The organism is Nostoc foliaceum FACHB-393 (assembly GCF_014698505.1).
Taxonomy (GTDB): domain Bacteria; phylum Cyanobacteriota; class Cyanobacteriia; order Cyanobacteriales; family Nostocaceae; genus Nostoc; species Nostoc foliaceum_A.
This window is the reverse complement of the sequence record NZ_JACJTD010000001.1, coordinates 266,923-289,781: the sequence shown is the minus strand read 5'-3', so window position 1 is coordinate 289,781 and position 22,859 is coordinate 266,923. Positions and strand designations below refer to the sequence as shown.

The following is a 22,859-nucleotide window of genomic DNA, read 5'->3' as shown; positions in this document are numbered from 1 at the left end:
CCAGCTAAATTGCACTAGGTTGATAAATTCTCAACGAATTCCACTTTTTATGAACTCTGAATCGATAAATTAACAATAACTAACAGAGGTAACGAGAAAAGCTTAATCTATTTAGTTTTTTCTGCGCCACTAGTTAAGAGGTAATCTATGGTGCGAAACTCAAAGCTAGGGTACAGACCGTTCCCTAAGTCTATTCTGCGTCCATCTGTTGCTATAGGTATAATCGCATCTTTATTGGTTGGCGGAATAAGTTTTTATATAGTAAAACGCTGGCAAAATTATGCAAATCTAGAGATCCAAGTGCCAGCAACACAATTGCCACAGTTAAAAACGGTAACAGCTTTAGGACGGATCGAACCAGAGGGAAAGGTAATTAAACTCTCTGCTGCGGTGTCTGCGGAAGGAAGCCGGGTAGAAAAATTGTTAGTAAAGGAGGGGGATAGGGTAAAAGCAGGACAGGTGATTGCGATTTTGAATAGCCGCGATCGCTTGCAAGCAGAATTAAAAGAGGCGCAGGAACAAGTAAAAGTAGCCCAGGCAAACCTAAACCGCATCCAAGCAGGTGCTAAACGTGGTGGAATTGCTGCCCAAAAAGCTGCGATCGCTCGCCTAAAAGCAGAACGCCAAGGTAATATTAATACCCAAGCAGCGACAATTGAACGATTCCAAGCCGAAGTGCGTAACGCCCAAGCAGAAGACGAACGCTATCAGCAACTATATCAAAAGGGCGCAATTTCCGCCTCCCAACGGGATAGTAAGCGTTTAAGCTTGGAAACTGCCCAAAAAAGTCTGCAAGAAGCACAGGCACAGTTAAATCGTACCCAATCAACTAGCCAGCAACAGGTAAAAGAAGCCATAGCCACACTCGATGAAATTGCTGAGATACGCGGAGTAGATGTAGAAGCTGCCCAAGCAGAAATCAATCGTGCCGTAGCAGCCATGAATCTAGCAAAAGTCAATCTTAAACAGGCAGAAGTGCGATCGCCCCAAAATGGACAGGTATTCGAGATCCATACCCATCCTGGCGAATTAGTATCAAATGATGGCATTGCTGATATCGGACAAACTAGCCAAATGTATGTAATCGCTGAAGTCTACGAAAGCGATATTGGCAAAGTGCATTCAGGACAGCAAGTGCGAATACTTGGTGATTACCTCCCAATTGAATTGCAGGGAATCGTAGATCACAAGGGCTTGCAAGTGCGACGGCAGAATGTGATTAACACAGATCCCGTCAGTAATATCGACAACAGAGTAGTAGAAGTCCATATCCGACTAGATGAAGCCTCCAGCCGAAAAGCTGCCACCTTAACCAATATGCAAGTTAAGGCAGTAATTGAACTTTAAGCTCATCCCACCCTTAAAAGGGGATGGGATAACACATGCATACTGATAACTGATGACAGTTAAGCTAATTGTCATTTAAATTGCATCATTTTCATGGTCATAAAAGCTGCAAACCCTCTCCCTTGCTCCCTGCCCCCCTGCGATCTCAATGTGCAAATTAAATGCTTAACAGCTTACCTAGATTATGGGATTGATCAAACAACTGCGACGGCGAACCCCTCTTGGATGGCTGCAACTGAGTCATGAAAAAAGCCGTCTCTTGGTGGCATTGTCAGGCATTGCTTTTGCGGATCTTCTCATGTTCATGCAACTGGGCTTTCAGACTGCGTTGTATGACAGTAATACCAGACTGCATCGCAGTTTGCAAGCAGACATTGTTTTAACGAGTCCCCAAGCCCGTAACCTGCCAAGCTTGTCTACATTTTCTCGTCGGCGACTTTACCAAGCAATGGATATACCAGGGGTGAAGTCGGCAGAACCAATGTATTTCAACAATACAATCTGGAAAAATCCCCAAACACACCGTGAGACGGGGGTGTTAGTTATCGGCTTTAACCCAGACAAGCCAGCCTTTGACCTACCAGATGTTAACCAGCAATTGCAAGCGATCAAAATGCCGAATACCGTCTTGTTCGATCGTGGTGCAAGAGGAGATTATCAAAAAGCGATCGCTAAAATTGACCAAGGTAAAACCCTAACCACCGAAATAGAACGGCGCACAATTACCATTAGTGGCTTATTTCAAGTCGGGGCTTCCTTTGGCGCTGATGGCAACCTGATTACCAGCGATCAAAACTTTTTGCGGCTATTTTCCGGGCGACAGTCAAGTAGTGTCAGTCTAGGTTTGATTAAGGTAAAACCAGGCTATGAACCGAAAAAGGTAGCAGCAACATTGAAAGCTTACCTCAGAGATGATGTCAGAGTTTTAACCCACAAAGAATTTATTGAATTTGAAAACAACTTCTGGAGAACAAATTCTCCAATTGGATTTATCTTCAGCCTGGGTGTATCGATGGGCTTTGTGGTGGGCGTGATTATCGTCTATCAAGTCCTCTCCACTGATGTTAATGCCCATGTTCGGGAATACGCCACCTTCAAAGCAATGGGATATCGCAATTATTACCTGCTAGGTGTAGTGCTTGAAGAATCGTTGATATTGGCAGCACTGGGGTTTTTCCCCGGTTTGGGAGTATCCTTAGCACTTTACCAACTGACTCGCAGTGCCACAAATTTACCCATGTACATGACTGCAATTCGGGCATTGCAAGTATTAGTGCTGACTATCATTATGTGTACAATTTCCGGTGCGATCGCAACCCGCAAACTCCAAGCCACCGACCCCGCTGATATGTTCTAAAACTGGGGGACAAGAAACAGGCAAGAATTTTTACAACTTCTAACTCCTAACTCCTCCACTCCAAACTCCTAACTCCAAACCCCTAACTCCTAACTCCTAACTCCTAACTCCTCCACTCCCCAAATATGCTTCCCGTCATCTCTATTAAAAATCTCGACCACTACTTTGGTCATGGCTCACTCCGCAAGCAAGTTTTATATAATATCAACTTAGAGATTAACGCCAGTGAAATTATTATTATGACTGGGCCCTCTGGTTCTGGAAAGACAACCTTGCTGACCTTGGTGGGTGGGTTGCGTTCTGCCCAATCTGGTAGTTTGCGGGTGTTGGGACGAGAACTTTGTGGTGCTAGTGCTGAACAACTAGTACAGGCGCGACGGCGTAACGGTTATATTTTCCAAGGGCATAACTTGCATGGTAGTTTAACAGCGCTCCAAAATGTCAAAATAGCTTTGGAATTGCACCAACATCTTGACTTAAAAAAGATGCTAGCTAGATCAGCCCAAATGCTAGAGCAGGTAGGATTAGGAAATCATTTGCATTACTATCCAGATAAACTGTCTGGGGGACAAAAACAAAGAGTAGCGATCGCTCGCGCCTTAGTCAGTCATCCTCAAATAATCCTAGCGGATGAACCCACTGCCGCCCTTGACAGTCAATCGGGACGAGATGTAGTCAATCTCATGCAAAAACTGGCAAAAGAACAAAGCTGTACCATCTTGATGGTTACTCATGACAACCGCATCCTAGACATTGCCGATCGCATCGTTGACATGGAAGATGGTAAGCTCAAGTCAAAAATAAAACTATCAGCTTAGAGTTGATAACCTTAATGATCTGCAAAACTCGGAACGAGAAAATTTTAGGTAAAATCACTGTTGTTTTACATCTATACCAACACTAGTAATATCTGTTATGAGTGTATAAACGGCGATTAAGAATTAGATAAACCGAAAATCCTATAATTTCACACTATATATCAATAAAACTTATCATAGGGTGGGCATCTTATCCGCCCTACTTGTGCTATTAAATGTTCACCAGCTTAATAAAGCTAGTTTTACCTAAATTTTATGGGGTTATTTATGACACTTTCCTCCTGGGTTAACTGGTTTAGGTGATTTTCCTACACCAACTTTTGCCTAACAGTGTAGTATGAGTGTCCAGTTGAACAAGTGTCCAGTTGATTCCAAGATTTTCTTCAAGTATTATTATGCAATGGCTAAACTCTAGCGAGTTTCATTTGTTGCCTAACAAATGATATACCTATGGCAAGCCACGAGAGCGTCTTTGCCATCAATCTAGTTAAATTTTAAGATTATTGCCAATGAAATACACCTTGGTTATTAAAACACCAATTCACTAAATTACAGTTACACATCATTCTCCCTTGTCTTTTTCCCCCTGCCCCTAGCCTGTATATAATTTCCTGGAGGATTTCCAAAATTTATAGTTTTCATCAACATCTGCTGCAAACAGGAAACACTAGTAAAAATAAGCTAGTCTATTTTCCAACACAAACAAGGGATTTTTGTAGCTCTATGATTATTGAGAATAGCACTAGTAGTTCAAACAAAAAGTTGCTCGGTTTTGATGTAAAAAATTTGACAGTGAATCGCCGTGCAATAAATGTGTTCAAGGGAATATTTGCTGTTCTCCCTCTCACCTTGGCATTGCCTGTAGATGCTTTACAAGTAAAGGTGACTCCAACTAATCCTAAATTAGGGGATACACTCTCGGTAGAGATTAATCTAGATAATCCTGAGAATGGTACAAATCCAACAGTAGCGAGTGGTAAGAATACATACCCAGCTTTTGAAATTGCGCCCAATCAGTATCGGGCCTTTGTTCCCACAACACCACTAGAAAAAGCTGGAACTAGAACACTTAGGGTTACGGGAGATGGTCAGGTGCAAAACTTGGCAGTGAATGTGCTTAATCGCAAATTCCCCGTACAACGCATTACTTTACCACCTGGCAAAGCCGGAGTGGGTGCCACAGAGCTTGAACTTAAGCGGGTGGCAGCTTTTAAGGCGTTACAAACACCAGAAAAGTATTGGAATGGAGTATTTCTGAAACCAAATGCAGGGCGGATGAGTACAACCTATGGTGTACGTCGCTACTATAATGGTACATTTGCAAAGGACTACTATCATCGTGGTCTTGACTACGCTGGTGCTGCCGGTTCATCGGTAATTGCCCCAGCCGCTGGGCGAGTTGCTTTGGTAGGTAGGGTATCCCAAGGGTTTCGGGTTCATGGTAACGTAGTTGGCATTGACCACGGTCAAGGAGTAACCAGTATTTTCATGCACCTAAGTCGTATTAACGTTAAAGAAGGTGATCTTGTGAAAGCTGGTCAACTAATTGGTGCAGTAGGTTCAACAGGTGCTTCCACTGGGCCACATTTACACTGGGGTCTGTATGTCAACGGACAATCTGTAGATCCAACACCTTGGCGAACTAAGGTCGTTAATTAGTAGAGACGGAGTTATCGCGTCTGTGCATGATTTGTGTTTTTTTGCTGAGAATTAGGCAAAATAAATTGGATTGATACCGTCCCTACCTTGCTTGGCTAACATAAATGATGATAAGCATTATGAGTATCGAAAAAATTGTAGAACAAGCTCTCCAGGATGGTTATTTGACACCAGCAATGGAAGCAGAAGTCGGTAGAATCTGTGACAACGCCTCAGAACTCTCAATTGAAGAGTATATGGCGCTAGATCGCCTGATGGGTGCGCTATTAACTGGTGAGGTAGTGGCGGTACCTCGGAAACAATTCATTAACGTTATGGAAGAGTTGGTACTTACGGAAGCGATCGCACGAGTCGCAGAAATTGAAGCCACCAGTGAAAGTTCTCTAGATGTTGGAGATATTGCCGCTTACGCTCTCAATCGTCTACCACCTTTGTATGCTACTACAGAAGAAGGTGCTAACTTCCAGCGCCAAACGGCTCAGGCACAACTGCAAGACTTAATTTCTCAGCAAGTAAGTGAGGCGATTAACCGTTACCTAGATCGACCCAATTTCTTCCCAGAACGGCAAGCCTTAGGTAAAAATACTGGCAATGAAGTTGTACGCCAAGTTAGTGCTTTACTCCAAACATACGCACCTAGCTTTGAGCAAAAATTATAACTTTAATAGTCATTAGTCATTAGTCTAAAACAAATGACTAATGACTAATGACTCTATAATTAATCACGTACTAACACTGTTGTACCTAAACTCACTTGCTCATACAACAATCTAACATCAGAATTACGCATTCTTAAGCAGCCGTGGGACACAGCCGTTCCTACTAGATCAATCTCTGGTGTGCCATGAAAACCAATTTCATTGCGTCCATCTGACCAAAAACCAATCCATCTGTCTCCCAAGGGACTATCCGTACCAGCCTCAAAGACTTTGCCTGTAATTGGGTGACGCCAAATTGGATAGTGTCGCATGTGGATCACCTGGAAAGAACCTGTTGGCGTTTCCCAACCTTTCTTACCTATAGCGATTGGGTAGCTTGCTATCACTTCATCTCCTGCGTATACATAGGTGCGGCGATCGCTTAAATCAACTACTACTTGCGTCTTAGCATCTGCAAGCCTATTAGATGGTATTTGTTGGGCTGAAGCTTGAGACCATAAAGCTTTTGGCCAACTATCCACAACTGGATTTTGTCTTTCTGCTTGTGCCACCACCCGCATCTTAGTTGGTAGGTTAGTTGCTTTAGCTACATTATTTTTAATGGTTTGGGGCTGAGTTTGAGGCTTAATAGTAGAAGGCTTGAGTGTAGAAGCCTTCCGAGTAGTTGCTTTGGCTACATTCTTCTTAATTATTTTCGACTTAGTTTGAGGCTTAATAGTAGAAGACTTGAGTCTAGAAGCCCTGCGAGTAGTTGCTTTGGTTACATTCTTCTTAATTATTTTCGACTTAGTTTGAGGCTTAATAGCAGAGGACTTTGGTGTAAACGCCCTCTGGGCAGTTGAGCCTTGGGTAACTTCATCAGGTGGCACAGATGCACCCAGCGCAATTTCCCCTAAACTCACTTGAGAAAGATTCGTGTAGACTCCCTCAGGGCGGCTTCCCTTGGGATTGGTTCGGGTAGAATCTCGCCGCATCAAAGTAGATGCAGACTTATCAGACTGCCGTTCCGCCGTAGTAATGCGCCAATGGACACCTAAAGATAAAAATGCTGTGCCAAAACAGAGCAACATTACCATCCGCCCTACAGATTCATTTCTTACCATTGCCATTGCCTATTGTTTATCCCTGACATATCCAGCCGAGCAATTGGATGTGTTCATCATCCTATTATCAAAAATTTATCAATACTTATCATTTCCGTTATAAATCTGCCAACACCTCTGGGCAAACTAAGACTATGCAAATTGTCCCAGCGGCAAAACTTCAAGTAAGCAACCTCATTCCTCAAAAGTTCTGGAGGTTGTAAGCCAATACTTAGACTTTCTGGTGGAACTTTTGAAATGTAGCAATCAATCATTAGTGGTGTAGGTGGGAGAAAAACCATGTTTGAAAAACTTTTGCTAGCAGTCACAATTACATTTTCCCTTAATTTATTTTTTCAAGTTCGCGTACCAGAGCAACATACCTCTGGTGCTACCTACGGGTCACAACCAGAACAATCAGTAACTATTCTGGTAACAAAATCAAAAAAATAAATCACCATTATAGTAACCACAGCAACCCAACTTCCAGAAATTATTACCTGAATTTTAAAGGTATCAAGAAGTTAGAATTACAAAATTTTTATCTTCATCCTTATAACCAGATTTAATTATCTTTATCAAGCGTATATACTCAGTTGCGAAAAGTACCAAAATGTGCATATTGCTGCGCCTTTATTCGTTGATGGGTGCAAGGGCAACTATGCGAACAGTATAAGGAAAAAGTGGCTCCCCTTATTGCTATAAATGTATCCAAAATTATATGCCTCAGTGTTCCAGTCATAAATCCGTCACCTTAGCATGGAACTTCTGCCCCATTAGCAGGTCTAATAGATAGGGATGATTTAGAGCCAGTACGATCTATGAGTCAGTCGATTACTGTATCCTGGTCAACGGTTGATGCAAAGTATCCAGAAGCATCAGTGCAAGTTGACAAACTCCCTAATCACGATTTAATTTTGCGCTGTCAAGCGGGACTGCGACCAGATCGTGTTGCGTTTGCAGAACTATTACGCCGCTATCAAAGTCAAGTTGATAGAGTTCTATATCACCTAGCTCCAGATTGGGCTGACAGAGCCGATTTGGCTCAAGAAGTTTGGATTCGAGTGTATCGGAATATTAACCGATTACAAGAGCCTGCTAAATTTCGGGGCTGGTTAAGCCGCATTGCCACCAACTTGTTTTACGATGAGTTGCGGAAACGCAAGCGGGTTATGAGTCCTTTATCACTGGATGCTCCGCGCTCGTTAGAAGATGGCGAGATGGATTGGGAAATCGCTGGCGATACCCCAGGACCTGAAGAAGAACTGACAACTCGAGAATTTTATGAGCAACTGCGGGAAGCGATCGCGGATTTGCCAGAAGTCTTTCGTACTACCATTGTCCTCAGAGAAATCGAAGGCATGGCATATGAAGAAATCGCCGAAATCACTGGAGTTTCCTTAGGAACTGTGAAGTCAAGAATAGCCAGAGCTAGATCGAGACTGCAAGCTCACTTGCAGAATTATCTAGACTCCTAATTTACAATATCTTGCCTCTGTCCAATGGCAGAATTTAAGCATTGATTAAGAATTCCCAGAAAGATGTAGATCGCTTCTGCCCTAAGGAGGAAAATTGGCTAATTTCTCCGAATTTCCCGCCCAGTTTACCCGTGTATGAATTGGTAATAATGTTAAGATGACTACTGATTCTCAGTTTTACGACCGTTCTCCTTTGCAACTTCCTCAAGATTTGTCAGATGGAATGGCCAAGCATACCAATGAATCAACGGGTCTTATGGATATGGTGAAGCGCGATCGCTTCGAGTTATTGAGTGCTTACCTCGATGGTGAAGTCACAGCCCCCGAACGCAAGCAAGTAGAAGAATGGCTGGCAAATGATGTCTCAGTTCAATGCTTGTATGCCCGACTGTTAAAACTGCGCCAAGGCTTACGGACTCTCCCAGTGCCAACAGCCCAACAGTCACCAGAAGAAACAGTTCAGCAAGTATTGGCACGTTTGCGCCGCCGTTCCCGTTTAAACTGGATGGTCGGAGGTACAGCTGTTGCTGCTTGTGTAATCGGTGCAGTATCAGGTTTATTACCTATTGGTTCGAGTCCGACACAACTGGCACAACGACCACACAAAGAACCGATCCAAACGTCCTCAGCGTCTATAATTCCACCTTCCACTCTGATGGTGGGACTAAATAACCCGGTAATTGAAATTCCTAAAGCAGCAGTAGCTTCTCCAAAAAATTCAATCTATCCGGTACAGCCGCAACGGCACGACTCCAAACAGGACATAAACTAATCGCATAGTTAACAGTTCACAGATCATAGCTGTACTTTGTGGTTAAACCACAGCCACTCCACCAGCCGTCAGGTTGGAGGAAGCCCCCTAATTGGTCAACTCGGTCTAAAGTCATTAAATAAACCCAAGCCCAACCCAGAGAGAGCGACTGTGGCTCATAAACCTCGATAATTTGTCGATTATAGAGGTTTTCTACTGGTTGTCTATTGGGTTGGTAATCTTCCAGCACATCTAGCTCATTTAAAATCCTTGGGTTGGGAAAAGAGAGTAAATAACCGTGAACTTGTCCATCCCCTAGCGTCATTGCTGGGTAGCCCATTGGCATAGCAAACAATTTACCTTGTACAAGAGCTAATTTGACATCAACTACTTTGCCATCACAATATTTTTTATAGTTAGCTTCACCTGGTTTAAGCGTGCCGTACACAAAAACGCGCACTAAATCAGAAAATTTTATATTTGATTCAACCATCTAAATTTATTTCCTACCACAGGACTGAGTATTGTAAACGCGTGGTGTGAGCATAGCGAAAAAGTGAGTGAGTCTCATTACAGAGACACAAAAATAATGTAGAGAGGAATATCGTAAGTTTCACCAATAATCCTCTCCTCATATCATACATAGGAAAATTGGGTATAATAAGTAGCTAGTTAGCATCAGTTATTTGGGCAACTTAAGAGAGTAGTTAGATCCACTCTTAAGCCTTCTCATGATCATTTCTAGCCCACAGGAAGCACAGATACAAGTTAGATTTTTTGAGGATATTTACAAATCAAAAATAGAAAAACTTCCATTTCTGCGAGATGTCGATATAGATCATGGTAGGAAAGTACTCAATACAGAAGCGGAATGTGATAAGTATATTGCTCTCTACGGCGGACACCACTTTCACAAGCTCTACGCAGCGTTTCCTTCAACTAACTTCCAGTACACAGAAGGTAAAAGCGTAGAAATTATCGACTGGGGATGTGGACAGGCGCTTGCGACCTGCGTTTTAATCGACTATCTTATTGAAAAACGCATCAGCCCTAGAATAGAATCAATTACACTCATAGAGCCATCTTCGATTGCACTATGTCGCGGCTACAGCTTTGTTCGCCAAATATTACAACCTGCTTTCTCTAATAACTCTCTAATCCAAACAGTCAACAAATATATAGATAACTTAAATTCTAGTGACTTTGTTTCAAGTTCTAGCAATATTAAGATTCATTTATTTTCAAATATACTAGATGTTGAGGCTTTCGATTTAACTAAGCTATATCAGCTAATAATAAATTACTTTGAAGGATTCAATCGTATTATTTGTATAAGTCCATATCATAATGCAAAAAACTACAGAATAGATACTTTTTATAACCTATTTAACGAGTACCCTAGAGCTAAAAAATCCTTTTACTCAGACGAAGCAATTTCCCAAGAAATTTTTTATGAGAACACTGGAAAATTTCAAAGAAGGGAAATTAAAAGGTATGAAAGGCAGTTCAGTATAAAACTCTGAGTATTTTATGAAACATAGACCAGCTAGTAATGCAATTCAGGGAGACTTATTTTCCGGGTTTGACTCCGTTGTAGATGAGTCAATTGAGAGCAGGGATAAAGAAGTTTTATCTATGCCAGATGCAGAGGTTACTTTCTATCGAAATTTTTTCAATCAGCAAGAAAGCGATGAGCTTTTTCAAACCTTGCTTAACGAAATAAAATGGCGACAAGACAAGATGAAGATTTATGGTAAGGAGGTAAACTTACCAAGAAAAACTGCTTGGTATGGAGATAGAAATATGTCATATAAATTCTCAGGTATTCATCTTTACCCAGAACCTTGGATACCTACGCTGCTAAAAGTAAAAGATAAAGTTGATGAGATTGCAAAAGTTAACTTTAACAGCGTCTTACTGAATCTTTACCGAGATGGAAACGATGGAATCTCGTGGCACACAGATGCTGAACCGGAGCTAGGTAAAAATCCTGTAATTGCTTCTATTAGCTTGGGCGGAGCAAGAAGGTTTATGTTTAGACATAAACATAGTCGGGATGTGAAAGCAGAAATTGAGTTAATACATGGCAGTTTCCTTCTGATGACGGGTGTAACACAACATTTTTGGCAGCATCAAATCCCCAAAACATCGAAGTACGTTGAACCAAGAATTAATTTAACTTTCAGGGTAATTAATCATTCCTGTTGATGGGATTTAGAAACACAGACAATAATTAACTGGTATTATGGTACTTTATGGCATCCCCTACAGTAGGGGATTTTTTCTGTCTGTTCATAATAATTAGAGATACTCTGATTTGTATCTAAAATACCCTTTAAGCGCCTAGTAGTAAGGCAATGAGAATAGTAAAAATAGATGAATTATATAGAAAGATAGCTAGGATTCTTATGGTGCAAGCATTGTGGTAAATTTAAAATATTACTTCAATCACTTTAGGCAACTAAGGGAGATAGAAAGATAATGGCAAGGAAGTGAGCATTTGTTGAGCATGGTTCCTCGATCCTATAAATAGACTTAATAGTTCGGGTTAAAATCATGTAAACAAGTGTTTCGAGTATTATTTGAGCATTCATTATAGAAATAAAGATGGCTGAAAGTACTAATTTTTCTTTATCTAGATATAACCCAGCAGCAATTGAGGAAAAATGGCAAAAAACATGGGTAGAACTTGGCTTAGATAAGACACCTACAGCTAGCAAAAAGCCAAAATTTTATGCTTTATCCATGTTCCCTTATCCCTCGGGCAGCCTACACATGGGTCATGTCCGTAATTATACTATTACGGACGTGATTGCTCGTCTCAAGCGAATGCAAGGGTATCGCGTAATACACCCAATGGGTTGGGATGCCTTTGGCTTGCCAGCAGAAAACGCCGCCATTGATCGTGGTGTACCGCCAGCAAAGTGGACTTATCAGAATATGGCCCAGATGCGGCAGCAATTGCAGCGTCTTGGTTTATCCATTGATTGGGAATGTGAACTTGCTACCTGTTCACCAGATTATTACAAGTGGACACAATGGATTTTCTTGCAGTTTTTGCAAGCGGGGTTGGCTTACCAAAAAGAAGCAGCGGTAAATTGGGATCCTATTGATCAAACTGTATTGGCAAATGAGCAAGTCGATAACGAAGGACGTTCTTGGCGCAGTGGGGCAATAGTTGAGCGGAAATTGTTGCGGCAGTGGTTTTTCAAGATTACCGACTACGCTGAAGAATTACTCAATGACTTGAATAAGTTGACAGGTTGGCCGGAACGCGTCAAATTGATGCAGGCAAACTGGATTGGCAAATCCACAGGCGCTTACTTGGAATTTCCCATAATTGGGATAGATGAAAAAATCGCCGTGTATACCACGCGCCCAGATACCGTTTATGGTGTCAGCTACCTAGTTTTAGCGCCAGAACATCCCTTAACAAAGCGCGTCACCACAAAAGAACAACAAGCCTCAGTAGAAGTTTTTATTAAAGAGGTTTCCAATCAAAGTGAGTTGGAACGTACTGCTGAAGACAAACCTAAGCGGGGTATCCCCACAGGTGGAGTGGCAATTAACCCATTTACAGGGGAAGAAGTGCCCATTTGGATTGCTGACTATGTACTGTATGAGTATGGTACTGGGGCAGTGATGGGTGTACCAGCACACGATGTCCGGGATTTTAAGTTTGCCAAAAATTACGATTTGCCAGTTGATTTTGTCATTGGTTCCCCAGATGATGTGGCAGGTTTTGACTTAACTCCAACATCAGAGATTGATGAAGTTACACAACTCATCCAAATTGAATACAACCAGGCATACACTGAACCAGGAATTTTAATTAATTCTGGGTCTTTTACTGGTATGACTTCCACAGATGCTAAACAAGCAATAATTGAATACGCCGAACAACAAGGTTTTGGTAAAGTGCGGGTGCAATATCGCTTGCGGGATTGGTTAATTTCACGGCAGCGGTATTGGGGCGCACCGATACCTGTAATTCACTGTCCTAACTGTGGGATAGTACCAGTTCCTGATAAAGATTTGCCAGTACAGTTGCCAGAAGAGGTGGAATTTACTGGACGTGGCGGTTCACCTTTGACTCAGTTGGAAAGCTGGGTAAATGTGCCTTGTCCGACTTGTGGCACTCCAGCGAAGCGGGAAACTGACACGATGGATACTTTTATTGATTCCTCGTGGTATTTCTTGCGGTTTCCTGACGCGAAGAATGAACAACAGGTTTTCGATTCCAGTAAAATAAACGACTGGATGCCAGTTGATCAGTATGTAGGTGGGATTGAACACGCGATTTTACATTTGTTGTATTCGCGGTTCTTTACTAAGGTTTTGCGGGACAGAGGCTTGTTAAACTTTGATGAACCATTTCAACGCTTGTTAACTCAAGGTATGGTACAGGGTTTAACTTACCTAAATCCGAATAAGGGTGGTAAAGATAAATGGATTCCTTCTAATTTAGTAAATTCAGCCGACCCCCGTGACCCTCAGACAGGCGAACCATTACAACGTCTCTACGCCACTATGTCTAAATCAAAGGGTAACGGTGTAGCCCCAGAAGATGTAATTGCTAAATACGGTGTAGATACAGCGCGAATGTTCATCTTATTTAAAGCGCCGCCAGAAAAAGACCTGGAATGGGATGAAGCCGACGTGGAAGGACAATCCCGCTTTTTAAATCGGGTTTGGCGTTTGGTGACAGATTATGTTGCAGCTGGGGTATCCCGCAAGAAAGCCCAACTCGCTGATTTAACTAAGGCGGAAAAGGAATTGCGGCGGGCGATTCACACGGCTATTCAAGCGGTGACAGAAGATGTGGAAGACGAATATCAATTCAACACAGCTATTTCAGAATTGATGAAGTTGAGTAATGCCCTAACTGATGCTGACGGGAAAAATTCACCAATTTACGCAGAGGGTATTCGGAGTTTGGTGGTATTGCTAGCACCATTTGCACCACATATTGCTGATGAATTGTGGCATTTATTGGGTGAAAGTGATTCAGTTCACACTCAAACTTGGCCGTCATTTGACTCGGCTGCTTTGATAGCTGATGAAATCACTTTAGTGATTCAAATTATGGGCAAAACTCGCGGTGCGATTCAAGTACCAGCACAAGCAGATAAAGCAGCGTTGGAAAAATACGCCCGTGAATCAGAGATTACCCAACGTTACATCGAAGGCAAAGAGATTAAAAAGGTCATTGTGGTACCTGGGAAGTTAGTGAATTTTGTAGTCAGCTAATAGTAGAGGGGAGAGAACATAGTCTGGTATGACGGACTGAAAATCTGAAACGTCTATTCCCTCTAGTCCTACGCAAGTTGCTTAAGGGAGGATTATCCTTTTAATCCGCTCTTTAGTAACTAAGTAAGTGGGCAAGAATAAATCAAAGTAGGTTAAGTAATGTAAAAATTTTGAGATGAGTTTTATAGTGTAATACAGTTCAGTTAAGGCTAAAACTCTGTTATTAAAGTCAATTTTTTAACGAACGGCCAAGGCGCAGAGGACGCAGAGAGAAGAAGCAAATGCTTAACTCAACCGTATTGTTTTATAGTGTACCCCTTTCCTTTTGGGGAAGAAAGCTATGCATATCATCTCATAGAAAGCTGCTCCAGCCTTCATTTGAATACTAAAGTCCTCACTCCTCACACATACAAACAAACCTTTAATTATAGGCTCGCATTCATGACGGCACTGATGCTAAAGCCATGAAGCATGTGTTGCAAGAAGTATTGTAACAATAGTTTTTTTCTCTAGTATATGTGTATTTAAAAACAACTGTATTATTGTCCAGAGAGTAAGACTGTTTTATTTATACACGAAAAAGCGCTTGAGAGTTTTGCTCACTCAAGCGCTTCCCCGTAAAAGCTTATACCAACTCACTCGTTTGATGCAACATTTGAAATCTGCAACACTCCCTTGGCAGGGAGTATTGCGGGGATAACTTGTGACAAACATGTTGTGAAATGGTATCACTCCTTGCACTAACTAAGAATATCTCTTTTGCAAGAAAATCGGGGATCTGGTGAGTGACAGTTTATGAACTGACACTAGTTAAAAACGACTCACTATGAATGGTAACTAACAAGACTAAGCATGATTGTAGCGATTTTGTAAGTATAGTATAAAAACTTATGGTTTATTAGCCATTGCCTACGGCTGAGTGCAGTTTCAAAATGTGCAGCAATTAGTAGCATAAATATTTCAACTTTGGCGAAAATGCACTGCAAACCATCAGTAGATAATCATCATTAAGTAAGTGGAAGATGGCTTGGTTATCGCCATAGAAGCGATTTAGACTAAAATAATTCATCACCTCCTCAATGGATAAAGGTATTATTTAGAGGATGGCAACTTAAGAAAAAATGATCGACCGAAGCAGATTGAAAAGTTTGGGTTAGGTATCTTCTATCTCTTAGCAAACGGTGACATCCAAACCTTCCGCATAGTATAGGCGGTTACTTCCTCCGTTGAAGCAAAACACAGCTTTTTCAGCAACGATTCCCGCTATATTCAGAACAATTTCGCTTGTTTCTATAAAAACAATAGAGGCAGATTATGGATAAGATTTAAGAATTTATCATACCTGTACCTCATCTAGATAGACCTTTTACTCTTAGCTAAAATAGCCACTCCCCTACGAGCACACGCCTTAATCTTGCGTCTAGGTGTGTGGTAAGATTGCCTGGAACAGAGGTTTTATTTAAGTTGGAGTCTCGTATAAATTGCAAAGGTCAAGCTGACCGTTCATTAACTCCCACGATACTTTTCCTATGGATTTGGAAAATATACAACAAGTCTGGTGACGATCTGGGTGTAATTTTTAGATAAATATCTAGAATTTGCTACCAGAATAAACCAACTTCCCACAATTTTGACTTTTATTTGACTTTTAGGATAGACACATGAACGATAAGCTGATGCTAATGATTCCAGGCCCAACCCCAGTGCCAGAAGCCGCCTTACTGGCATTAGCCAAGCATCCGATTGGACACCGTACCAGTGAATTTAGCAATATATTGGCAGAGGTGACGGAAAACCTCAAGTGGCTGCATCAAACTCAAAGTGATGTACTGACACTGAATGTCAGTGGTACGGGTGCTGTAGAAGCTGGAATAATTAATTTTCTCTCTCCAGGCGATTGCATTTTAGTTGGTTCTAATGGTAAATTTGGCGAACGCTGGGTAGAAGTTGGTCAAGCCTACGGTTTAAATGTAGAAGAAGTTAAGGTGGAATGGGGAAAACCCTTAGACCCCGCAGTATTTGCTGAAAAACTCCAAGCAGATACCCAAAAGCAAATCAAAGCCGTAATCATCACCCACAGCGAAACCTCTACAGGTGTGTTGAATGACCTAGAAACCATCAACCGCCACGTTAAAGAACACGGTGAAGCTTTAATAATCGTTGATGCCGTAACCAGCTTGGGTGCGTTCAATCTACCTGTGGATGCTTGGGGCTTGGATATAGTCGCCTCCGGTTCCCAAAAAGGTTATATGATTCCACCGGGATTGGGTTTTGTCTCTGTCAGCCCCAAAGCTTGGGAAGCATACAAAACTGCAAAGCTACCGAAATATTATTTGGATTTAGGCAAATATCGCAAAGCCACAGCCAAGAATACAACTCCATTTACTCCGCCTGTGAACTTGATTGTAGCTCTGCATACCACGTTGCGAATCATGAAGGAGGAAGGCTTAGAATCAATATTTGCTCGACATGAACGGCTAAAAAATGCTACCCGCGCCGCTATTCAAGGCTTAAATTTACCCCTGTTTGCAGCAGATAGTTCAGCCAGTCCTGCGATTACGGCTGTAGCACCCCAAGGAATTGAACCGGATAAGATTCGGTCATTGATGAAAAAACGCTTTGATATTGCCCTAGCAGGTGGTCAAGACCATTTGAGTAATAAGATTTTCCGCATTGGTCACTTGGGTTTTGTGAGCGATCGCGATATTCTTAGCTGTATAGCATCTTTAGAAGTTACCCTAAAAGAACTTGGCTACGAAGACTTCACGCCTGGATCTGGTATAGCGGCAGCAGTTAGAGTGTTTACACAATAGTCATTGGTCATTGGTCATTTGCAAAAGACAAATTAAAAGAGCGAGTTGATAATTTAACTCGCTCTTTTAATTTGTATATAAATGAGTAGAAACCGCCAAAGTAATAAACCTATAAATCAACCTTTTCACAAGGTAGAGTGGATGTGACATGCCCCAATTCTCCTAGATTATATTAAGTTGCTCTAAATAGTATTATTTGCTCTGGAGACAGTCGGATAGCTTCTTTGACACAAAACAAGACTAATTTTGGCAACTTAGCATGATACTAAATTGATATAAATAGTATTATTTAAGATTCTGATAATAGCCTTTTGGTAGAGACTTTTAATGCAAAATCTAAAACCCAAAATTTGTATGACCTATGCCGTTTCCAGCCAATCATAAATTTGTTCTAACTGCTCTAAAGTAATTAACCCATACTGCCAAAGAATCATTGCCAAAGGCCCTGGGTCTTGCTCCCGATGGCGAAGCGCCACCGCCAGAGATGCCGTGGAAATTGCCAAATCTTCTTGCAAAAAATGAATCAGTCGAGAATATTTTGATGGTGACATTTGTATCTCACCTCCTTGTGCAGAATGTATTGTCATATATTAGTTCACCATTGCTCGGTAGCCAGTAGCCAGTATTTCATCTGTAACTGTGCCGTTCTCGGCTATACACCCCAGCACAGTTTTTTAGATTTGCCTTCAAGAGAGGCTTCTCATAGAAGGTCTGAGAAATAAGACTTTTCGTACAGATCACCTGCTCTATTTTCAAGCAGTATTTTTACCTAGTTAAATTGGTTTCATCTTGTTTACTTTTGTGCTTTATTTAATCACACATGTAGTAACAAAGATTCCATAGCCTATACTCTCTTATTGGCGACTATTTACACTTACGCCCAAGGGAATATTTTTGCCAAACCTTAAGACCGCGATTTCAGGTTAGAGACAGTAGGATTTTACATTATTACCACAGTTTTCAAATAGTAGCGTTACAAGTGACTGTTTTACCACATAAAGTGACATTTTTTACAAAAAAAAACATATACTTAGACAGTCTAGGTTCTTAACAGAGTAACCACCCAGATATTTATCCCCACAAGTACCAGAGCTTCAAAACTCAATTTTGACTATATCGCCCACTTTCAACTTCAATTCGGCAGCTCTTCCAGAGCGAAGTTCAATCACCTTATCGATTGGTGTATTGGGACCATAGGTCGGACAAGGCTCACTTGCACAAGGAGGTGCAGCAGCTTGAATATATTTAACTACACCGTTATGTAAAAATACCATATCTAAGGGCACAGGTACATTCTTCATCCAGAAACTAACTGGTTGTGGTGAAGGGAACCCAAACAGCATCCCCCGGTCATCTGGCAAAGCTGGTCGATACATCAACCCCATCGCTTGCTGTTGTGGCGTCTGCGCCACTTCTAACTGAATCGTTGTGCCATTAGGAACAATGGCTTTAGCAGAAATTGGTAGTTTTTGACCTAAACTCTCTGGTGCTGGATTTTGAGAACCAGATGTGAGGCTGGGAGGTTTAGCTGTTGTTGGCGCGGAACAGCCCATCAGAAAAATACTCAGCAACATTAAGAGCAAACTTAGCCTACGACTCATAATTATTTCTGATTTTGTAATTTAGATTTTAATTTTACAGAATTTAAGCTAGAAAACCCACGGCTTTTATTCGTACCGTAATACATAGCTGTTTTCAACCCCAATTAGACAAGGGGCAAAATTCCCTTGTTAAAAATAGGCAAACTTCCGCCTTACTGTACTAAGATTCTCTCAAAACGTATCCTACGCCTCGTACTGTTTGAATGAGACGCTTTTGACCTTCATCTTCAATCTTTAGGCGCAGATAGCGGATGTACACTTCAATTACATTCGACTCACCCAGGAAGTCATAACCCCAAACATTTTCTAAAATTTGTTCGCGGGTTAACACCTCACGGGGATGTTCCATTAAGAATTTTAATAGTTCAAATTCCTTCATTGTCAAGTCAATTGCCCGTCCGTTGTGTATGGCACGGCGAGTTGCTATGTCTAAAATCAGATCCCCAAAGCGTAATTGCTCCGTGGTATCCACATCGGGTTTTAGGTAGAGGCGAATTAACTTCAAAAAGTCTTCTGAGCGGTAAGGCTTGAGGATGTAATCATCCGCTCCAGCTTCTAGACAAGCTACACGATCATCGACTGTATCCCTTGCCATTAAAATCAACACAGGCGATCGCATACCAGTGCCTCTCAGATTTTTGCACAATGAGAGTCCTGATTCTCCTGCTAGCATCCGGTCTAAAACAATTAAAGCAGGCTGGCGATCGCGACAGTGTTGTAAACCACTGGTCGCATCATGAGCCAAAATTGATTCATAGCCGGCTTCTTGCAAATCACAAGAAAGCTGATTTGCTAGGCTCTCATCGGTTTCAATCACCAAAACACAGGGACTTTGAGCAACTGTCATAACAATTTGGGATATTGGATTTGGGATTGTAAAGATATTCCAGCGAAAATCTTTACATCAGTTAAAAGTGCAATTACGAGTTTTTAGTGATGGAGCAATCCTGATTTGACGTGCTGCTAAGGATCTTTTAGCACGTTCAGGCATCAGCCATCGAATTCTCAGATGCAATCTTAATAACTAAATCCAAATACCATCCCTACACCAGTAATTCTGGAAGGAAATCACCAAACTGGGTAGAGGGGAGAAATCAATTCAAAATTCAAGAACTCTTGCCTTCTGCCTTCTGCTGACGCTCTCTACGAGACGCTGCGCGTAGCTTGCTTCCGGACTCGCTACCGCTGCACTATCCTGCCTCCTGCCTTCTAGTAACTACGGCAATTCTACCGAAGTTGGTTTAGCAATATGTGGCAAACCCCAACCTAATTTTTCTCGCAAAATTCGGAAAAACTCAGGTGGTTGCAGGCGAATAAATCGGGCACTATATTGCGATCGCTCCATATATACTCTATCTTCTGGTAGAACATAGCACCCTCCATTTCCATCGACGACCATCACCAGCCGAGGAATGTTGACTGGGTAGATATTAACCGATTCAGTATCTGGAAATACTAGTGCTCTAGAAGCTAGGGAATGTGGGCAAATGGGTACTAGCTGTAAAACAGGTACGCCAGGTGTCACAACTGGGCCACCAGCACTCAATGAGTAAGCTGTAGAACCAGTAGGCGTAGAAACAATCACACCATCTGCCGCAATATCTACTGGTGCATGACGCCCTATGGCAATTTCAAAATGGCACATAGAGGTCAAAGGTTCACGGTGCAGAACCATTTCATTCAAGCAGAGGGCTTCCCACAGCACTGCTTCTCCCCGAAACACTTTGACGGTGAGCATGACTCGTTCTTCAATTTCATACTCACCTGCCATCAGCTGTTCTAGTGCTTGGGGCAATTGATTTAGGAAGGTTTCCGTCAAAAATCCCATGTGTCCGGTGTTCACCGTTAACAGTGGAATACCACAGGGGGCTACCTGACGAGACGCTGCTAAAACAGTGCCGTCTCCCCCTAACACCACTGCAAACTCCATATCTGAGTCAAAACCAGGGGGCGTTAGACCGTCAATGGGGGTGTGGCATACAGGACTCTCTGGGTTAGAGTAGCCCAATATTCCACCGATACTTGATGTGATACACACATCCCAACCGGCAGCGGTTAGCTTGTCTTTCAACTCGATAGCGACACGACCCGCTATCGGTTTAACGTCATTGTAGATAATGCCTGCTTTCGGCACACTTAAATATCCAAGTTTAGGCGGTGCTTTGTATTATGTAATCCTTACACATTTTGGTCATGTAGTCATTAATCTAGAGTCAAATATCCAGAGTCTAGAGTGTGAACTACCCCAATCTCTCAACGGACAGGGCTTCCCAATTTACCGGAAATATCCTCTCTTGTCTCCGTAGTTCTATTGATCTGACATTCCCTCCTCTTGTCAGGAGTCCTGGTTTCCAAGGCCCAAATCTTCCTGTTGCAACACATACCTGATCAGCTTGGTTTTCACTTATGGCATTGATGGTCAAGATATTAAACCGACCCTACCATCACAATCCCTAGCTTATGAGTACATTGTTCGCGTTAGCGTCTGTCTGCGACACGCTGCGCGAATGCAGAGAAGGTGGGCACTTCAGCAATCCGTTAACTACTAATATCTGTTTTGTAATGACTATTGACTATTGGCTTTTGAAGACTGTTTAAAAGGAGTTTTTTTAGGTTTCTGTTTTTTATTTTTATTTTTCTGGTAATCTACCTCTTTGAGCTTCTTCATAATTCGGCTGAAGTACTCTTGTAGATAGCTTTCTAGGGTTGTGGTTTGTTGCTGATCTAAACCAAAGACTGTATAGACTTCATCCATTGAAGCATTTAACTGTTTACCACTGGCTAATACTTCTGTAAACGCAAGCCTGTCCGCTACGTTCCATCCCCACTGAAAGAACCGCATTAAGCCCCGAACAGCACGAAGCAAGTTTATTGGCATCCGCGTTACCCTCGCGTCTTTTCCAGATAAGCGTTCGCACAGGTTGATGATTTCTTCTGCACTCCATGCACGAGTACCGACTACAGGAAAAGCTTGGTTTTCTGTTTCTGGTACACTCAATGCACGAATTGCAAATTTAGCAATGTCCTGAGTGTCCATGTAGGCAATGGGAGAAGAATTACCAGTCACCCAAACTGGCTGTCCTTCCAAAATAGGAATTCCATACTGGCCAATTAACCCTTGCATAAATCCAGCTAGCCGCAAGATGGTGTAATTCAAGCCAGACTCAGCCAGGAAAAGTTCTGTACACCGCTTAATTTCCATGAGCGGCACTTCTGGGTATTTATCAGCATCTAAAATTGAAAAGAAGATAAAACGCTCTACACCCGCTGCTTTTGCTGCTTGAATCAATGCTACTTTGCCGTCCCAATCCACTTGTTTGATACTCAGTGAATCTGTAGGGCGAGATGTTGACGCATCAATAACTTGAGTTACACCTTCTAATGCTTCGGCTAGGGTATCGGGATAACGCAAATTTCCCGGTACGAGTTCCGCACCCCATTCTTTGAGAAAAGCTGCTTTTTTACTGCTCCGAACAAGACAGCGTACTTTATATCCCTCATCGATTGCACGACGAGCCACTTGTCTTCCTAAGGTGCCAGTGGCACCGACGATTAATAATGTCATGAGGGTTGTAATAAATTTTAATGTTTTATGAAAAGAATGTTATCAGAATAACCTATGCAAACAAAACTTTACATCTTTTCTAAGAAAATGAATTTTTTTGCAGAGACTCATGGGAAAATGGCTGTCCGATAAACGGACAAGCTTTTTTCCCAGTTAGCGAAAAGTATGAACGCCGACTTGGGGCGAACAGAACTTTTCAAGGCAGAGGAAAACCTCTTCCCTCTCAATAGCCTATTACCGTAGGGATTACTCTTCTCCGCCTTGAATTTTCAGTAACAAAGCGCCTAAGCCCCAGCCCACGAAGATTAAACCGAAGGACAATAGAGCTGCATTCAAAATTTCGCCGCCCATTGGTGTGATTCTCCTTATGCAAATTAGTGTGTGTAAACTAGGTCTAGCAGAAGCTTTTCAATAGTTGCTGTAGGATTAGACCTGTGTAAATAATTTTAAACTAGTTTAGCAAGTAATCCCTACTGGTT

The 22,859-nt window shown here is 42.0% G+C and carries 20 protein-coding genes; 12 read left to right on the top strand and 8 right to left on the bottom strand.

All coding sequences use genetic code 11. The features are described from left to right. The first annotated feature begins 147 nt into the window (after positions 1–147). From H6G92_RS01245 to H6G92_RS01225, 5 genes are all read left to right on the top strand, one after another. Positions 148–1,347: an ABC exporter membrane fusion protein gene (locus H6G92_RS01245; RefSeq protein ID WP_190889911.1), complete on the top strand. Its 1,200-nt coding sequence runs from the start codon at positions 148–150 to the stop codon at positions 1,345–1,347. 184 nt (positions 1,348–1,531) lie between these two features. Then, a complete protein-coding gene (gene devC / locus H6G92_RS01240; RefSeq protein ID WP_190889908.1) occupies positions 1,532–2,704 on the top strand; it encodes an ABC transporter permease DevC in 1,173 nt (390 codons plus the stop codon). 125 nt (positions 2,705–2,829) lie between these two features. Then, entirely contained in the window at positions 2,830–3,522 is a 693-nt protein-coding gene (locus H6G92_RS01235) for a DevA family ABC transporter ATP-binding protein (protein ID WP_190889906.1), read from the top strand. Positions 3,523–4,245: 723 nt separating this feature from the next. Beyond that, a complete protein-coding gene (locus tag H6G92_RS01230; RefSeq protein ID WP_190889904.1) occupies positions 4,246–5,181 on the top strand; it encodes a M23 family metallopeptidase in 936 nt (311 codons plus the stop codon). 119 nt (positions 5,182–5,300) lie between these two features. Then, on the top strand, positions 5,301–5,840 hold the full coding sequence (locus H6G92_RS01225) for a late competence development ComFB family protein (RefSeq protein ID WP_190889903.1): 540 nt from the start codon (positions 5,301–5,303) through the stop codon (positions 5,838–5,840). 59 nt (positions 5,841–5,899) lie between these two features. On the opposite strand, the gene H6G92_RS40755 is transcribed toward H6G92_RS01225, so the two are convergent. Then, positions 5,900–6,532 carry a L,D-transpeptidase gene (locus H6G92_RS40755; RefSeq protein ID WP_313889927.1) on the bottom strand — a complete coding sequence of 211 codons (633 nt, stop codon included), beginning with the start codon at positions 6,530–6,532 and terminating at the stop codon, positions 5,900–5,902. 690 nt (positions 6,533–7,222) lie between these two features. Between H6G92_RS40755 and H6G92_RS01215 the strand changes: the two genes are divergently transcribed. The 3 genes from H6G92_RS01215 to H6G92_RS01205 all read left to right on the top strand — a co-directional run bounded on the left by H6G92_RS01215 (position 7,223) and on the right by H6G92_RS01205 (position 9,172). Continuing rightward, positions 7,223–7,375 (top strand): hypothetical protein, encoded by a 153-nt coding sequence (locus tag H6G92_RS01215; RefSeq protein ID WP_190889902.1) that lies wholly within the window; start codon positions 7,223–7,225, stop codon positions 7,373–7,375. Between the two features lie 368 nt (positions 7,376–7,743). Beyond that, on the top strand, positions 7,744–8,400 hold the full coding sequence (locus H6G92_RS01210; protein WP_181928358.1) for a sigma-70 family RNA polymerase sigma factor: 657 nt from the start codon (positions 7,744–7,746) through the stop codon (positions 8,398–8,400). Positions 8,401–8,557: 157 nt separating this feature from the next. Then, positions 8,558–9,172, top strand: coding sequence for an anti-sigma factor family protein (locus H6G92_RS01205; protein WP_190889901.1), 615 nt, complete (start codon positions 8,558–8,560; stop codon positions 9,170–9,172). Positions 9,173–9,188: 16 nt separating this feature from the next. Here H6G92_RS01205 and H6G92_RS01200 read toward each other — a convergent pair whose 3' ends face one another. Further along, the gene (locus tag H6G92_RS01200) at positions 9,189–9,644 is read right to left on the bottom strand and encodes a gamma-glutamylcyclotransferase family protein (RefSeq protein WP_190889900.1); all 456 of its coding nucleotides are present in this window, start codon (positions 9,642–9,644) and stop codon (positions 9,189–9,191) included. 238 nt (positions 9,645–9,882) lie between these two features. Between H6G92_RS01200 and H6G92_RS01195 the strand changes: the two genes are divergently transcribed. From H6G92_RS01195 to H6G92_RS01180, 4 genes are all read left to right on the top strand, one after another. Continuing rightward, a complete protein-coding gene (locus H6G92_RS01195) occupies positions 9,883–10,674 on the top strand; it encodes a hypothetical protein (protein WP_190889892.1) in 792 nt (263 codons plus the stop codon). Between the two features lie 7 nt (positions 10,675–10,681). Next, on the top strand, positions 10,682–11,359 hold the full coding sequence (locus H6G92_RS01190; protein WP_190889890.1) for an alpha-ketoglutarate-dependent dioxygenase AlkB family protein: 678 nt from the start codon (positions 10,682–10,684) through the stop codon (positions 11,357–11,359). A 399-nt stretch (positions 11,360–11,758) separates the two neighbouring features. Next, positions 11,759–14,401, top strand: a complete 2,643-nt coding sequence (gene leuS / locus H6G92_RS01185) for a leucine--tRNA ligase (RefSeq protein WP_190889887.1) — start codon at positions 11,759–11,761, stop codon at positions 14,399–14,401. 1,661 nt (positions 14,402–16,062) lie between these two features. Further along, a complete protein-coding gene (locus H6G92_RS01180; protein WP_190889885.1) occupies positions 16,063–17,214 on the top strand; it encodes a pyridoxal-phosphate-dependent aminotransferase family protein in 1,152 nt (383 codons plus the stop codon). A gap of 359 nt (positions 17,215–17,573) precedes the next feature. Here H6G92_RS01180 and H6G92_RS01175 read toward each other — a convergent pair whose 3' ends face one another. From H6G92_RS01175 to petM, 6 genes are all read right to left on the bottom strand, one after another. After that, positions 17,574–17,801, bottom strand: coding sequence for a DUF2949 domain-containing protein (locus tag H6G92_RS01175; protein ID WP_012410503.1), 228 nt, complete (start codon positions 17,799–17,801; stop codon positions 17,574–17,576). 507 nt (positions 17,802–18,308) lie between these two features. Next, on the bottom strand, positions 18,309–18,815 hold the full coding sequence (locus tag H6G92_RS01170) for a DUF192 domain-containing protein (RefSeq protein WP_190889882.1): 507 nt from the start codon (positions 18,813–18,815) through the stop codon (positions 18,309–18,311). Positions 18,816–18,975: 160 nt separating this feature from the next. Next, entirely contained in the window at positions 18,976–19,662 is a 687-nt protein-coding gene (gene nblR, locus H6G92_RS01165) for a response regulator transcription factor NblR (RefSeq protein WP_190889880.1), read from the bottom strand. Between the two features lie 369 nt (positions 19,663–20,031). Continuing rightward, entirely contained in the window at positions 20,032–20,949 is a 918-nt protein-coding gene (locus tag H6G92_RS01160) for an NAD(+) kinase (protein ID WP_190889878.1), read from the bottom strand. Between the two features lie 432 nt (positions 20,950–21,381). After that, a complete protein-coding gene (locus tag H6G92_RS01155; RefSeq protein WP_190889877.1) occupies positions 21,382–22,380 on the bottom strand; it encodes an SDR family oxidoreductase in 999 nt (332 codons plus the stop codon). A gap of 246 nt (positions 22,381–22,626) precedes the next feature. Next, on the bottom strand, positions 22,627–22,731 hold the full coding sequence (petM, locus tag H6G92_RS01150) for a cytochrome b6-f complex subunit PetM (RefSeq protein ID WP_109009093.1): 105 nt from the start codon (positions 22,729–22,731) through the stop codon (positions 22,627–22,629). Between the last annotated feature and the right edge of the window lie 128 nt (positions 22,732–22,859).